Source organism: Streptomyces sp. NPDC047043 (assembly GCF_040644055.1).
Lineage (GTDB): Bacteria > Actinomycetota > Actinomycetes > Streptomycetales > Streptomycetaceae > Streptomyces.
The window spans coordinates 170812-184214 of sequence record NZ_JBEYVO010000014.1; the positions used below are offsets into that span (position 1 = coordinate 170812).

At 70.3% G+C, this 13403-nt stretch carries 13 protein-coding genes; 7 read left to right on the forward strand and 6 right to left on the reverse strand.

What is annotated here, in order from left to right:
- Window positions 1-9: 9 nt before the first annotated feature.
- Entirely contained in the window at window positions 10-720 is a 711-nt protein-coding gene (gene cpaB, locus ABZ880_RS23260) for a Flp pilus assembly protein CpaB (RefSeq protein ID WP_361266068.1), read from the reverse strand.
- A gap of 76 nt (window positions 721-796) precedes the next feature.
- Window positions 797-1606: a hypothetical protein gene (locus ABZ880_RS23265; protein ID WP_361266241.1), complete on the reverse strand. Its 810-nt coding sequence runs from the start codon at window positions 1604-1606 to the stop codon at window positions 797-799.
- A 334-nt stretch (window positions 1607-1940) separates the two neighbouring features.
- Between ABZ880_RS23265 and ABZ880_RS23270 the strand changes: the two genes are divergently transcribed.
- The 5 genes from ABZ880_RS23270 (at window position 1941) to ABZ880_RS23290 (ending at window position 6681) form a co-directional block, all read left to right on the forward strand.
- A complete protein-coding gene (locus ABZ880_RS23270; RefSeq protein WP_361266070.1) occupies window positions 1941-3503 on the forward strand; it encodes a hypothetical protein in 1563 nt (520 codons plus the stop codon).
- A gap of 20 nt (window positions 3504-3523) precedes the next feature.
- The gene (locus tag ABZ880_RS23275; RefSeq protein WP_361266072.1) at window positions 3524-4087 is read left to right on the forward strand and encodes a hypothetical protein; all 564 of its coding nucleotides are present in this window, start codon (window positions 3524-3526) and stop codon (window positions 4085-4087) included.
- A 2-nt stretch (window positions 4088-4089) separates the two neighbouring features.
- On the forward strand, window positions 4090-4521 hold the full coding sequence (locus tag ABZ880_RS23280; protein WP_361266074.1) for a DUF3592 domain-containing protein: 432 nt from the start codon (window positions 4090-4092) through the stop codon (window positions 4519-4521).
- On the forward strand, window positions 4521-4916 hold the full coding sequence (locus ABZ880_RS23285) for a hypothetical protein (RefSeq protein ID WP_361266076.1): 396 nt from the start codon (window positions 4521-4523) through the stop codon (window positions 4914-4916). The genes ABZ880_RS23280 and ABZ880_RS23285 overlap by 1 nt, the downstream gene beginning before the upstream one ends.
- Window positions 4917-4986: 70 nt before the next feature.
- The gene (locus tag ABZ880_RS23290) at window positions 4987-6681 is read left to right on the forward strand and encodes a glycoside hydrolase family 18 protein (protein ID WP_361266079.1); all 1695 of its coding nucleotides are present in this window, start codon (window positions 4987-4989) and stop codon (window positions 6679-6681) included.
- A gap of 11 nt (window positions 6682-6692) precedes the next feature.
- Here the strand turns inward: ABZ880_RS23290 and ABZ880_RS23295 are convergent, their stop codons facing one another.
- Entirely contained in the window at window positions 6693-7403 is a 711-nt protein-coding gene (locus ABZ880_RS23295) for a hypothetical protein (RefSeq protein WP_361266081.1), read from the reverse strand.
- A 144-nt stretch (window positions 7404-7547) separates the two neighbouring features.
- On the opposite strand from ABZ880_RS23295, the gene ABZ880_RS23300 reads away from it, so the two are divergent.
- The gene (locus ABZ880_RS23300; protein ID WP_361266083.1) at window positions 7548-8054 is read left to right on the forward strand and encodes a SigE family RNA polymerase sigma factor; all 507 of its coding nucleotides are present in this window, start codon (window positions 7548-7550) and stop codon (window positions 8052-8054) included.
- Between the two features lie 40 nt (window positions 8055-8094).
- On the forward strand, window positions 8095-9342 hold the full coding sequence (locus ABZ880_RS23305) for a hypothetical protein (protein ID WP_361266085.1): 1248 nt from the start codon (window positions 8095-8097) through the stop codon (window positions 9340-9342).
- Window positions 9343-9455: 113 nt separating this feature from the next.
- Here ABZ880_RS23305 and ABZ880_RS23310 read toward each other — a convergent pair whose 3' ends face one another.
- The 3 genes from ABZ880_RS23310 to ABZ880_RS23320 all read right to left on the reverse strand — a co-directional run bounded on the left by ABZ880_RS23310 (window position 9456) and on the right by ABZ880_RS23320 (window position 13327).
- Entirely contained in the window at window positions 9456-9947 is a 492-nt protein-coding gene (locus ABZ880_RS23310; RefSeq protein WP_361266087.1) for an ATP-binding protein, read from the reverse strand.
- A 77-nt stretch (window positions 9948-10024) separates the two neighbouring features.
- Window positions 10025-10930 carry an MEDS domain-containing protein gene (locus tag ABZ880_RS23315; protein ID WP_361266089.1) on the reverse strand — a complete coding sequence of 302 codons (906 nt, stop codon included), beginning with the start codon at window positions 10928-10930 and terminating at the stop codon, window positions 10025-10027.
- A gap of 51 nt (window positions 10931-10981) precedes the next feature.
- On the reverse strand, window positions 10982-13327 hold the full coding sequence (locus ABZ880_RS23320) for a LuxR C-terminal-related transcriptional regulator (RefSeq protein WP_361266091.1): 2346 nt from the start codon (window positions 13325-13327) through the stop codon (window positions 10982-10984).
- Window positions 13328-13403 lie beyond the last annotated feature (76 nt).

A 13403-nucleotide genomic window follows, 5' to 3' on the forward strand; every position in this document is an offset into this window, starting at 1 on the left:
GCGGGCCTCTCACTTGTCCTTCGCGAGCTGGTACGTCCGGTCCTTGTCGGGGACCGTGGTGTCGCTGCCGGGCGCCACCAGCGCGAGCCGGACCCGCTCGGCGAACGACTCGGCGTACGTGATGCGCTGGGCGTCGAGGGTGGAGAGGGCGAAGGTGATCGGCACGGCGTCGGTGGGCTGCTGCTGGTTCTTGTTGCTCTCGCTCGGATCCAGCGCGGTGATCTTCCCGACGTCCAGCACCTTGGCGTTTGTTACGATGATCTTGGACTGGGCGGGGTCACCCTCCCGCTCGCCCGCGAAGGTGGCGTACACGTTGACGGTGGAGTTCGGCGTGATCTTGCCGGCGACACCGGTCGCCGCATCGATCATGATGGCGACCTCCTGCTGCCCGGGCTGCAGAGCGGGCTGATCCACGATCATGTCGCTCTGCAGCAGGGAGCCCTTCTGCAGCGTGGTGAGGGCGACCTTGCCCTGGATCTCGCGCAGATTGGTGATCGCGTTCCCCGACAGCCAGCGCTTGGGCATCTTGATCTTCTCGAACTGGCCCGTGTTCAGCGCGCTGTAGGGCGGCACATTGGTCTTGAGCTGGTAGGCCGTGACCTCGGGGCCGACCTTGGACTTCACGTCGCTTATGACGGAAAGGACGCCGGCGAACGCGCCCAGGGCGCAGACGACCGACAGGAGCAGGAGTAGCACGCCGCGGCGCTGACGGGAGTTCATGAACCGTACAACCTCATTGGGGATATCGGTCGAGCGGAATGGATTCGTGCGAGCGGTGCGTCTGGAGGTTCAGGACTCACCCGGCGGTGATTTGGTTCTCGGTGAGCGGTGGCGTGGCGCTGCAGAAGACGCAGCGGTCGCCGATGACGTCGATGCCGCACCAGTGGCAGGTGCTCTGCCGCACGGACGTGACCAGCTGGTACAGCACTGACAGGTCGGGGAGGAAGGCGGCGAACTCGATCAGCTTGCCCGTTCCCCACCAGAGCGACGACTCGGCGGGCAGCGGCGCCTCCCGAAGTCCCTGTACGTTCCACTGCTTGGCCAGGGTCGCGGTGACCCAGTCCGACTGCAACTGCCCCTTTCCGACCAGCATCCAGGTGCCGAACTCCGGTCCGGCGAGGGTGGCTCCGGGGCCGATCTTCACCAACTGCGGCTCGGGATGGGCGAGTACGCCGAACTGGCTGCCCGGCACCCAGGACTTGGCGTGCGACTTGAGGCCCACGGGCACGCGGTCGAGGCGGGCGACGGAGCCGAGCAGGGCCCCCGCGTGGATGTAGTGGGTGAGCAGTCGGCCCGCGGAGGCGAGCACTCCGGGGCTGAGGTCGCAGGAGGCCAGTTGCCTCAACTGGCGGGCCAGGACGGCCAGCCCGAGTGGGGGCAGATCGGGGCGGAACAGGGCGATACGGTCGCTCTCCAGGAGGGAGCGGATCGTGTGCAACCGGCGCTCCACTCCGCGCGAGACGGCCTGCGAGCAGACGACGATCACATGCCCGTGCTGGTCGATGAGGCTCTGCAGGCCGGCCAGTGCCTGGTCGAGCGGCTGTTTGTCCAGGTCCGGCAGGACGACGGCAGGCAGGGTCCGCTCGTCCTGCGGTGGCAGCGCCATGTCGGCACTGGTCACGGCAATGGCAGTTGGCACGCGCAGCTCCCCGTGTTACGCCGTCGATCCACCGGGGTTACTCCGGTACACCGAGATGACTTCACTGCGTGACTACCTCAGCACTGTATCCACGCCTCTGTGACCGGAGAACAGCGTTTCTGTAGCTGGTGGGCAACTGCCGTTTCACAAGACACGTCAAAACGGGGCAGGTTGAGCATCTTGCCGGTCCCAGTTCGACACTGGGCCCCTGTTTGGGTCCCCGGACCCACGCCGCCCGGCCACCCCCGCACCTACTGTCGCGGCCATCCACAGGAACACCGCCCGCCAAGGAGGGGTGCGCATGTCTCACGGGGGAGGCATACGGCCGTACACACCACCGACGTACAGATTCGACGACCGCGGCGCGACCGGCACGGAGTACCTCGGCATGATCGTGGTCAGTGCCGCGATCGTGCTCGCCGTCTCGGCCACCGGCATCGGGCAGACGATCTACGACAAACTCGCCGCCCAGATCTGCAAGGTGGCCGGCGGCGGCAACTGCGGTGCCGGCGGCCCGAACCAGGGCAAGCCCCTCACCGACGCCGACTTCGAGCCGGCCCTGTGCCAGGTCTCCTCGGTGACCGACAAGGCGGGCTCCAAGGCGAAGATCCTGTTCTGGGAGATCGGCAAGGAGTACGGCTTCCAGGAGCAGCACCTCAAGGCGAAGACGGACGTCAACCACGACGGCAAGGTCGACGACAAGGACGAGCTGGTCTATCTGACGTTCACGGACGCCGCGTCCGTCGGCGCGAAGAAGGACTTCAAACCGGGCATGAAGGTCGGGAAGTTCGGCACCGACAAGGTGGAGCTCGGCGCCGGGATCAAGGTCACCAACGGCGACACCTGGGTCTTCGAGAGCCCCGACGAGGCCAAGCAGTTCCGGGACGACATCGAGAAGCTGCAGATGTACGAGATGCGGCGGACGATGCCCGGCGGCGCGGAGGCCAGTCTCGGCGACAGCATCGCCTACCTCTTCGGCGCCGGCCCCCTCAAGGACGAGGAGGACACCGAGAACCGGGTCAAGGAGCACCTCGGGGACAATCGCAGGATCACCTACGGCAAGGTGGGCCTGGAGGCGTCGGCGTCCGCGGGCATCAAGTTCTCACTGGCGGACGAGAAGAAGCTGAGCGCCACGCTCGGCGGCAACTTCAAGTACTCGCCGGACGTGACCTGGACGGACAACCCCTACAAGGGCACCAAGTCGTACACGTACTCCTCGTCGATCGAGTACGGCACCAAGGTCGGCTACGAGGCCGGCCCGGTCAGCGGCGACTACTCGGCCTCGCGGACCCAGACCGGCACGATCACGGTCACCTACGACAAGAAGACGGGCAAGCTGGTCCGCATCGACATGACCCGCACGGTCGAGGACGGCGGCCAGAAGGACGGCGTCAAGGTCGGCGGCGACAACGGCAAGGACAAGAAGGACAAGCGGGGCGGCAGTGTCGGCGAGAAGGGCACGGACAGCTCCACTGGCATCGAGATCGTCACCAACTCCGTGAGCTTCGACCCCGGTCCCGAGGGCGACAAGGCCCGGGCGATCGGCGAGCAGTGGCTGGACGGAAACAACGAACAGATCGCCGCGCCCTTCAAGTACATGTTCGACGACCACGCCCCGACCACCCGCCCCGGCGCCGACGACCCCTTCGGGCAGCTGATGTTCGACCAGGGCAAGTCGAGCCGGATGACGTACACGGGCCAGGTCAACGCGGCCGAGTACGGCTTCGAGCTCAACATCGGCCTCAGCCTCGGCCTGACGGTCAGCACCGAGCAGAAGTCCGAGACGCTGACCGACGCGCAGTTCCTGGGCGCACCTCGCGGCGACAGCCGCTCCTACGTCCCCTACAGCTACTGTGCGAACTGACGAGAGGGGAGCTTTCGCCGATGAAGACCCGCCGTACGTTCCTGGCCGCCGGCCTGCTGACCGCACTGCTCGCCGGGTGCGGCGACGGGAACTCCGACTCCGCCTCGGTGCCCGACGATTGGGGGACGCTGAAGACGAAGGGCGTCGACGTGTCGTACCCGAAGGGATCCGGCGGGTACGCGGAGCAGAGCGCGGCCGAGCGCAGCAAGTACAACGCGGCTGCGGCCGTACGCACCGAGAACGGCAGGACCGTCTCGATCATCACCGTCCAACTCGGCTTCACTCAGGCCGACTCGGCCGAGCAGGCCGCCATCGCCGCCGAGGCCGGCATCCAGATGGGTGCGAAGGTGAAGGGCGACAAGGACGTGAAGCTGTCCGGCACGGACGAGGCCAAGCGGATCGACTTCACCTTCAAGTCGGCGGGCCGGGACGACGATCCGCCCAAGGGCACACCGGTCAAGGGCGTGATCCTGACCGGCCTGGACTCCTCCGGCAGGACCTTCGCGGTTCGTGTCGACGCGGTCGAGGGCAAGCTCTCGGACGCGGACCTCGCGAAGATCGTCGATTCGGTGGAGGTGCACTAGCCGTGCAGGTGCCGGGTGGCGGTTACGTCGTACTCGTGCTGCTCATCGTGCTGTTCACCGCGATCGCGGTGAAGTACGCCAGGCGGCTGGTGACGGTGGCGCGGGTGCTGCGACGCGGCGTGCGCGCCTCCGGGGAGTGCGTCCGGGTCGAGACCGAGCCGTACAACCGCTCCGACGCCACCCGCCACTTCTTCGCCTTCCGTACGGCCGACGGCACGCACGTCGAGTTCGAGGACCTCGCGGGCTGGTCCACCGACGAGGGCACCCCGGTCACCGTCACCTACGACCCCCGCGATCCGCAGGGCACGGCGACCGTCGCGGGCCGGGGCAGCTGGTCGCCGGTGCTGCAGTCCCTGGCGCTGACCGCGGGCTGCGGTATGGCGGCGCTGGGCTTCACGATCCTGCTCGCGTACGAGGCCTTCGGAGGCAACTGATGGCTCTCATGCGTTCCTGGGCCGTGGGCATCCTGGTCCTCGTGGTCACCGAGTACGTCCAGATCAGGGTGGTCTACGACAACCTGGTGGGCCCCGACGGAGTCGGCTCCTTCGGCGCGGCGCTGGCCTTCGTCCATGTGCCGAACCTGCTCTGCGTCGTCCTCGCGACCTGGGCGGCCGCCCGGGTGCATCCGCAGCCGTGGCGCCAGGTGCCCGCGCGCCATGTGGCGGCGGCCTGCGCGGTGCCGGCGGCGGGGCAGTTGCTGACGGTGTCGCTGCGGCCGGAGCTGGTGAGCGTGTCGAGTCTCGCGCTGTGGATGTCGACGGGGGTGCTGCTGGCGGGCTGTTCGATGGGGCTGCTGCTGGACAAGTGGTGGGAGGGCCGGGAGGCGTAAGGGCCCCCGGCTGCGGGGAAGTTGGTCTGGACCTCTTGACAGGTGGATTGGTCTGGACCAACTTGTTGTCATGTACCCACTTAGACGATCCATGCGGTTCTGGTCGGGAGCGGTCACCGCCGCCCTCGCCCTGTCCCTGGCGGGCGCGGCTCAGGCGTCCGCCGCGGACGTCAACAACGCCAAGAACGCCGGCTTCGAGTCCGGCCTGGCCAACTGGACCTGTACCGCGAGCAGCGGCACGACGGTCACCTCCCCCGTCCACGGCGGCGCCGCGGCCCTGAAGGCGACGCCGGCCGGGCAGGACAACGCCCAGTGCACGCAGTCGGTGGCGGTGAAGCCCAACTCGACGTACACGCTGAGCGCCTGGGTGCAGGGCGGGTACGCGTTCCTGGGCGTGACCGGAACCGGCACGACGGACGTGTCGACGTGGACCCCGGACTCCTCCTCCTGGAAGCAGCTGTCGACGACTTTCACGACGGGCGCGTCCACGACGTCGGTGTCGGTGTACACCCACGGCTGGTACGGGCAGGCGGCGTACTACGCGGACGACGTGTCGGTGTACGGCCCGGACGGGGGCGGCGGCGGTGACCCGGCGCCGACGGTTCCGGGGACACCGGGCGGACTCTCGGTGTCGGGTACGACGTCGTCCTCCGTCTCCCTGTCCTGGAACTCCGTGTCGGGCGCCACGGGCTACAACATCTACCGCGACGGCACCAAGGTGACGGCGGTGACCGGGACTTCGGCGACGGTGACGGGGCTCGCGGCGTCGACGTCGTACTCCTTCCAGGTCACGGCGACGAACTCGGCGGGCGAGTCGGCGAAGTCGGCGGCGGTGACGGGGACGACGACGGCTTCCTCCGGCGGCGGGGGCGGCGGCGCAGTGCCGAAGCACGCGGTCACCGGCTACTGGCAGAACTTCAACAACGGCGCGACGGTCCAGAAGATCTCGAACGTCTCCTCCCAGTACGACATCATCGCCGTGGCCTTCGCGGACGCCACGACGACGCCGGGTGCCGTGACCTTCAACCTGGACTCCGCGGGCCTGGGCGGCTACACGGTCGACCAGTTCAAGGCGGACATCAAGGCGAAGCAGACGGCCGGCAAGAAGGTCATCGTGTCCGTGGGCGGCCAGAACGGCACGGTGTCGGTGAGCGACTCGACGTCCGCGACGAACTTCGCCAACTCGGTCTACTCGCTGATGCAGACGTACGGCTTCGACGGGGTCGACATCGACCTGGAGAACGGCCTCAACGCGACGTACATGAGTCAGGCGCTGCGCTCCCTGTCGTCGAAGGCGGGCTCGTCGCTGGTCATCACGATGGCCCCGCAGACGATCGACATGCAGTCGACGTCGAACTCCTACTTCCAGACGGCCCTGAACATCAAGGACATCCTCACGGTCGTCAACATGCAGTACTACAACAGCGGTTCGATGCTGGGCTGCGACGGCAAGGTCTACAGCCAGGGCTCGGTCGACTTCCTGACGGCCCTGGCCTGCATCCAGCTGGAAGGCGGCCTCTCCCCGTCCCAGGTGGGCCTGGGCCTCCCGGCCTCGACCAGCGCGGCGGGCAGCGGCTATGTCTCCCCGACGGTGGTCAACAACGCCCTCGACTGCCTGGCCAAGGGAACCAACTGCGGCTCCTTCAAGCCGTCGAAGACGTATCCCGACCTGCGGGGTGCGATGACGTGGTCGACGAACTGGGATGCCACCGCGGGGAGTTCATGGTCGAACTCCGTGGGGGCGCATGTGCACGGGCTGCCCTAGCCGGGTGGGTGTCACCGCCGGCTGAGGGGAACCAGGCACAGATTCGTCGTGCCGTCCTCGCTGTACTTCAGGTCGGCCAGATAGGCCCCGGCCGGGCATTCGTCCGTGCCGGGGTCCTTGACGCGGTAGGCGGCGAGTGGGGAGTCGCAGGGCACCGGCTGCAGGTCCTGGTCGGTCCAGGAACCCTGGTTGCGGACGCATGAGCCGGCGGTGAGCGGCTTCGGGGTGTCGTCGCCCCCGGCCGCCAGGCCGATGACCATCAGTACGGCGAATGCGGTAAAGGCGAGCGCGAGTGCGACCAGGGGGATCAGGGCGATCACACCCGCCGGGCGCTTGGCGACGGGCTTGCCCGGGTCCAGGGGTGGGCGCCATCCCCAGGTGGTGGGCTCCGGGAGGGCGCGGAGAGTCGCGCGGGCGCCGAGGTTCAGGAGCAGGAAGAGCGGGGTGATGAACGCCGACAGCAGGCCCCACCAGCCCTGCAGCATGGTGTCCGCCTGCATCTCACGGAAGAAGGCCGTGCCGCACGGCCGGCAGTGGACACCCTGGCGCCGCATCGAGCGCATCAGCACGATCATGCCCTGGTGGGCCCGGATGGTCACCGCCGCCGCGGGCGCCGCTCCGCACACCTCGCACACGGGGGCGGGCGCGGGGCCCGGTGCTCCGTACGTCGGGTACGGGGCGGCGTACGGGCCGGATGGGGGTATGGGCGGCGGGGTACTCATCGGGCCTCCGTCGAGCCTCCGTCGGTGATCAGGCAACGGTGGAGCACCCTACCGGCACGACGGCGCCCGACCCCGCGTGAAACATTTCCCCGGTGCCACCGCATCAATGAAGTGAGGACGGCACCGCGGACAGGGGGATCAGCAATGAGACAGGCACGCGCGGACGAGTACGCGGAGTTCGCATCGGCGCGCGCCGGTCATCTCTACCGTTCCGCCTGTCTGTTGACCGCCGGGGACACGCATCTCGCCGAGGACCTGGTGCAGGAGACTCTCGGGCGGCTGTACGTCCGCTGGGGACGCCTGGCACGGGTCGGCAACCCCGCGGCCTACGCACAGACCGTTCTCGCGCGTACGTTCCTCGCCCATCAGCGCAGACGCAGCAGTACCGAGCGCGCCACCGACGTGCTGCCGGACCGACCCGTCGAAGGCTTCGACGCGCCGTTGCGGCTGACCCTGATGGAGGCGCTCGGCCGGCTGCCCGCGAAGGACCGGGCGGTGGTCGTCCTGCGCTACTGGGAGGACCGCTCCATAGAGGAGACCGCCCAGGCCATGAACGCGAGTTCGGCCGCCGTGCGCACCCGGTGCGTCCGAGCCCTCGGCCGGCTGCGGGAGCTGCTCGGCGAGGACCTCGGCGAGTACGCGCGTCCCTGAACGCTCCGTGTCATCCCACTTCACGAAACGGTGGTGCGTCATGCCCGTCGAACAGCACAGCGATCCCTTCGAGGAGCGGCTCTCCGCCGGCCTGCGGCAGGCCGGCGGCGCCTTCGAGACCGACCGGGCCGCACTCGTCGCCGCCGGTGCCCTCAAGGGGCGGCGGCGCCTGATGCTGCGGCGGGCCGCGACCGTGGGCGGGGCCGCCGGCCTCGCGCTCGTCGGCGTGGGCGGGGCGGCGCTGCTCCTGCCCGGCGGCGGCTCCCCGAGGGAGGACGACTCCTCGGTGGCCGCCACCCGCAGCGCCACCTCCTCCCCCGCTCCCGCCCCTGTCTCCGGCGACTCCCTGATCCGTACGCTCGAAAAGCTGCTCCCCGAAGGCAAGTTCAGCCAGGCGGAGGCACGCGGCACGGACGAGCAGCCGGGACCGTACGTGCATCTCGTCTACGACGACGGCAAGGGCGCGGCGGCCGTGGGTGTCGGCCTCGACCGGGTCGAGCCGGGCAGCGACCAGGCCCGGCAGGCCACCGAATGCCCCGGGAAGGTGTTCGCCCACTACGACGCCTGCAGGACTTCGAGGCTGCCGGACGGCTCGGTGGTCATGGTCCTGCAGGGGTACGAGTACCCGGACCGCCGCGTGGACACCAAGTGGTGGAGCGCCCAACTCGTCACCCCAGAGGGTCACCACGTCAGCGTCAGCGAGTGGAACGCCGCCGCGGAGAAGGACGCGCCGATCACCCGGGATCAACCTCCCTTGTCCGCCGCCCAGTTGAAGCAGCTGGCGGCCGCGAAGGCCTGGCGGGACGCCGTCGACGCGATTCCCGAGGACTCGACCAAGCCGACCGCACGGCCGGGTTCGACCGAGACCGCCCCCGCCGTACCGGTCGCCCCGACGCTCACGAGCCTGTTGCCGAAGGGGCTCGAGGTGGGCGAGAACAGCGGTGACGACGCCGGGTTCGGCTACGCCGTCCTCGACGACGGCAAGGGCAGGAGCCTCGTCCAGGTCAACGTCCAGAGCGATATGTCGGACGTCGAGGGAGACCTCTTCGGCTCCGACGCCGAGACCCTGTCCGACGGGACGAAGGTCGCCACGCACCAGGGGCCCGGCGAGAAGGGTGGCGCGGGGGTCGTGATGTGGACCGTCGACACCATCACGACCGACGGACGGCGGGTGGTGATCAGTGCCTTCAACTCCGGCGCCGAGGACACCGCCGCCACCCGCAAGACCCCCGCGCTGACCATGAAGCAGCTCCGCGCGATCGCCCTCAGCCCGAAGTGGTGGCAGTAGCCCGGCGGTCGGCCTCACCGGTCACAAGAACTCAGCCCACGGCTGGTCCGAGACCTGCTTCACGCAAGAGGGCGTACACGATGTCGCCCCAAGGGGCGCGGGGAACTGCGCGATCAGCCCCCACAACCCGCAGACCGACCACAACCGTCCGACTCGCAGGTACCGAGTTCGAACCACACAGTCTTTCCCCGCCCGTCCTGGTGGCACCCCCAGCGCCGGGCAAGCGTGTTCACCAGAAACATCCCTCGACCGCTCTCGGAAGCGCCGGCGTCCAGCACCTGCGGAGTGCGACGGCCCGTGTCGTACACCTCGCAGCGCAGGACTCCGTGGGAGGCGGAGAGGGTGAGCCGGAAGCGGCTCGCCGAGTGGAGCAGGGCGTTGGTGGCCAGCTCGCTGACGAGCAGCTCGGCCACGTCCACGAGTTCGTCCCGGTCCGCGAGACCCCACGCCTCCAGCTGTCTGCGCACCTCCGCGCGGGCCTCGCGCACGGCGGTCGGACGTGGGTCGTACTCGACGCTCAAGTCACCCGCCCGCAAGGGTGGTTGGGGGTACGCGGCGTAGTGAGGGTCACGGTCCGGGCGGGGAGTCCCGGAGAGATCCAGCATGGTTTCAGGGTGCCCTCCCCGCGCGTCGGGCGCACGGGGAGGACTACCTGTTTCCATACCTGCGCAACCGCAAGCGGTTACCCGTACTGCAGCCGTACGGTCGTGCCCGCCGCGTCGTCCCGGACGTCGACGTAGGCGCACACCTGGCGGGTGAACCACAGCCCCTGGTCCGGTTCCAGTTCGGGGACGGGGGGCGGAACGAAGCCCGCCAGCGGGTCCTCGACCCGGCGCGATGTGCGCAGTTCGCAGACGCAGGCGGGGGCCTGACCCCACATCAGGGCCCCGGTGATCGCGCCGAGGGCGGCGGCCGCCGCGGTGACCGCCTCGGTGAACAACTCGGCGTCCGCGGGGGCGAGTCCACGGGCGACCGCTTTCCTGCGCACCGCGTCCGCGGACGGCCGCACCAGCAGCTCCGCACCGGCCGGCGGCAACGGCAGTGGTGCCGCGTCCAGTTCGGCCGTGAGGCGGAACGGGTCCTCGTAGACGGCCGTGTCGGGGTGGGCGCGGCGGGCCGCCTCGGCGATGGCGGGGCCGGCGGTGCGGATGTCGTACGCGCACAGGGCCGTGGTCGCCATCGGCGCGAAGAGGAGGTTGGCGAGGGCCTCGTAGCGCAGCCATTCGGTGGACTCGCGGACGGAGCGTCCCGCGCGGCCGTTCCAGACGGGTTCCATGAGGAGGTGGATACGGCCGCCGGGGCCCGCGTGCGCGGCGAGGTAACCGGCGCTCTGGGCAACGGCGTTGGCGGCCGAGCCCGTGTACCACTCGGTGTGCGGGATCAGCACGATGTCCTTCGCGGCGGCGCCGAGGGCATCGCGCAGCAGGTCCAGCTTGTCCGGGGCGGCGATGGCGACCGGCGGGGGTTCCCCGGGGGCGCCGAGGCCCTCGACGAGGAACGGGAGGGCGGCGGCCACGAACTCGTCGTCCGCTCCGAACACGGCCATGCGGTGGTCGAACGGAGCGGGGGCGAGTGGTGTGCTGGTCATGGTTCTCCTCTCTGGCGGGTCTGTGGGGATCGGGAGGGGAGCCTGGCTGGCTCAGCGCTGGGCCGTCACCCAGGCGGCGATCTGGCTGCGGTTGCTGAAGCCGAGCTTGCTGAGGATGCGTTCCACATGGCCTTCGGCGGTACGGCGGGCGATGACGAGTCGGTCGGCGATCTGCTGGTTGGCGAACCCCTGGGCGACGAGTTCGGCGACCTCGGTCTCGCGGCGGGTGAGGGTGGTGTCCCGGGGCGGGCGGGAGGGGCGGCGGCCGTTGCTCTTCCGCGCGGGGGTGGGCTGTCGGGGCTCTTCGTCGTGGGTGGCGTAGGCGACGATCTCGGCGAGTCCGAGGGCGCCTCCTTTGTCGTACGACCGCTCGAAGGCGGTCTGTCCCATGGCGTCCAGCACCTGCTCACCGCTGCCGCGGCGGATGTCGCCCAGGGCCGGCGAGCCCCAGCGGTCGCGGTCGATGTCGGCCCAGGTGCGGTCGGCGCCGCCGAGCAGGGTGGCCGCGCGTTCGTGGGCGCCTGCCTCGGCGGCGATGTGGGCGAGCAGGTCGAGGGTGAGGGCGATGCCGGTGACGTCGTGGACGGCGAGTTTGAGCCGCAGTGCCTCGCGGGCGTGCCGTTCGGCGTCCGGCCAGTCCTTCTTGACGGTGTGGGCGAGGGCGAGCATCCGCAGGACGTAGGAGCGCACCCACTCCTCGCCGTGCTCCTCGCACATCCGGCGGGCCCGCTCGCAGACCTCGACGGCGCGGTCGGCCTCGCCCAAGAAGCTCAGGGCGCAGGCGAGTTCGACCTGGTCGAGGCCGTGCAGGCTGAGGTGCTGGCCGGGGACGCGGCCACGGGCGACGGTGGCCTCGAAGTGGTCGAGGGCTGCAGGGAGTTCGTCGCCGAACAGGCGGATGACTCCGATGACGTATTCGGCGTGGGCGGCCTCGGCCTCGTCGCCGAGGGTGCGGGCCAGTGCGTGGGCGTCGCGGGCGCGGCGCAGGCCGCCGGTCATGTCCTGGGTGGCGGCCGCGAGGAGACCGGCCACCCACAGGCCGCGGGCCCGCTCGGCGGTCGGTTCGGGGTTGGCGGCGAGGGCCCGCTCCAGCCAGTAACGGCCCTCGCGGGGTGCGCCGCAGGCGTGCCAGTAGAACCACAGGGTGCCCGCGAGGCGCAGTGCGGCGAGGCGTTCGCCGGGGGCGGTGAGGCCGAAGTCGAGACAGGCGCGCAGGTTGTCCTGGTCGGCCCGCAGCCGGGCGACGATCGCGCGCTGCCCGGGCCCGAACCAGGCGCGCTCGCAGTCGGCGGCCCGGCGCTGCATCCAGTCCCGCCGGCGGCTGCGCGTGGCGCTCTCCTCGCCCTCCGCGAGCCGCAGCCGGTCGAGGCCGTAGTGGCGCAGGGTGTCCAGCAGCCGGTAGCGCACGCCGTCCGGTCCCGTCTCCCGGCCCAGCACGGACTTGTCGACGAGCCCGGCGACCGCCTCCAGCACCTCCTCCGGCCGCACCCGCTCACCGTCCGCGCACACCGCCTCGGCCGCCTCCAGGTCGAAGCTGCCGGCCAGCACGGACGCGCGCGCCCATACCAACTGCTCCTGCTCGCTGCAGAGTTCATGACTCCAGTCGACGGCGGCGCGCAGCGTCTGGTGGCGGGGCAGGACGGCGCTGCTGCCGGCCGTGAGGAGGCGGTAGCGGTCGTCGAGGCGCTCCAGGAGCTGCTCGACACCGAGGACCCGCATGCGTACGGCGGCCAGCTCGATGGCGAGCGGTAAACCGTCCAGGCGGCGGCACAGCCGGGCCACGGCGGCGCGGTTCTCGGCGGTGAGCCTGAAGCCGGGGACCACGGCCGCGGCACGGTCGGCGAACAGGGCGAGGGCCGGGTAGCCCTCGGCTGCGGTGAGGTCGCCGTCCGGGTCGGGCACGGGCAACGGCCGTACCTCCATGAGGTGTTCCTCGGTCAGGGCCAGGCGGTGGCGGCTGGTGGCGAGGATGCGGATGCCGGTGGTGCCGTGCAGCAGGGCCGCGACCAGGTCTGCGCAGGCCTGCAGCAGGTGCTCGCAGTTGTCGACGACGAGGAGCAGGCGCCGGTCCCGCACATGGTCGACCAGGGCGTCCAGCGGCGGCTGTGCAGAGTGGTCGTGCAGGCCCAGCGCGTCGGCGACGGCGACCGGGACGAGCGCCGGGTCGTCGAGTCCGGCGAGGTGCACGAAGCGCACACCGTCCGGGAAGGCGCGCTCGACCCGGGCCGCGATGCGCACCGCCAGCCGCGTCTTGCCCACGCCGCCCGGTCCGGTCAGCGTCACCAGGCGCGCCCTGGCGAGCAGTTCGCGGCCTTCGGTCTGTTCGCAGCGCCGGTCGACGAAGCTGGTCGTCTCGACCGGCGGCCGACGCTCCCGTCGTGGCCCCGATCCGCCCATGATCAGCCAGTCCTCTGGGGTGTGGTCCCGCTGGGATGTGGTTGAGGAACCGAGGTCCGGGGTTCCTTACGCGAAA

What these genes read in the sequence shown, in the direction of transcription:
- cpaB (WP_361266068.1), bottom strand. Translation starts at nt 720, where the DNA reads ATGAACTCCCGTCAGCGCCGCGGCGTGCTACTCCTGCTCCTGTCGGTC.
- ABZ880_RS23265 (WP_361266241.1), bottom strand. Translation starts at nt 1,606, where the DNA reads ATGGCGCTGCCACCGCAGGACGAGCGGACCCTGCCTGCCGTCGTCCTG.
- ABZ880_RS23270 (WP_361266070.1), top strand. Translation starts at nt 1,941, where the DNA reads ATGTCTCACGGGGGAGGCATACGGCCGTACACACCACCGACGTACAGA.
- ABZ880_RS23275 (WP_361266072.1), top strand. Translation starts at nt 3,524, where the DNA reads ATGAAGACCCGCCGTACGTTCCTGGCCGCCGGCCTGCTGACCGCACTG.
- ABZ880_RS23285 (WP_361266076.1), top strand. Translation starts at nt 4,521, where the DNA reads ATGGCTCTCATGCGTTCCTGGGCCGTGGGCATCCTGGTCCTCGTGGTC.
- ABZ880_RS23290 (WP_361266079.1), top strand. Translation starts at nt 4,987, where the DNA reads ATGTACCCACTTAGACGATCCATGCGGTTCTGGTCGGGAGCGGTCACC.
- ABZ880_RS23295 (WP_361266081.1), bottom strand. Translation starts at nt 7,403, where the DNA reads ATGAGTACCCCGCCGCCCATACCCCCATCCGGCCCGTACGCCGCCCCG.
- ABZ880_RS23300 (WP_361266083.1), top strand. Translation starts at nt 7,548, where the DNA reads ATGAGACAGGCACGCGCGGACGAGTACGCGGAGTTCGCATCGGCGCGC.
- ABZ880_RS23305 (WP_361266085.1), top strand. Translation starts at nt 8,095, where the DNA reads ATGCCCGTCGAACAGCACAGCGATCCCTTCGAGGAGCGGCTCTCCGCC.
- ABZ880_RS23310 (WP_361266087.1), bottom strand. Translation starts at nt 9,947, where the DNA reads ATGCTGGATCTCTCCGGGACTCCCCGCCCGGACCGTGACCCTCACTAC.
- ABZ880_RS23315 (WP_361266089.1), bottom strand. Translation starts at nt 10,930, where the DNA reads ATGACCAGCACACCACTCGCCCCCGCTCCGTTCGACCACCGCATGGCC.
- ABZ880_RS23320 (WP_361266091.1), bottom strand. Translation starts at nt 13,327, where the DNA reads ATGGGCGGATCGGGGCCACGACGGGAGCGTCGGCCGCCGGTCGAGACG.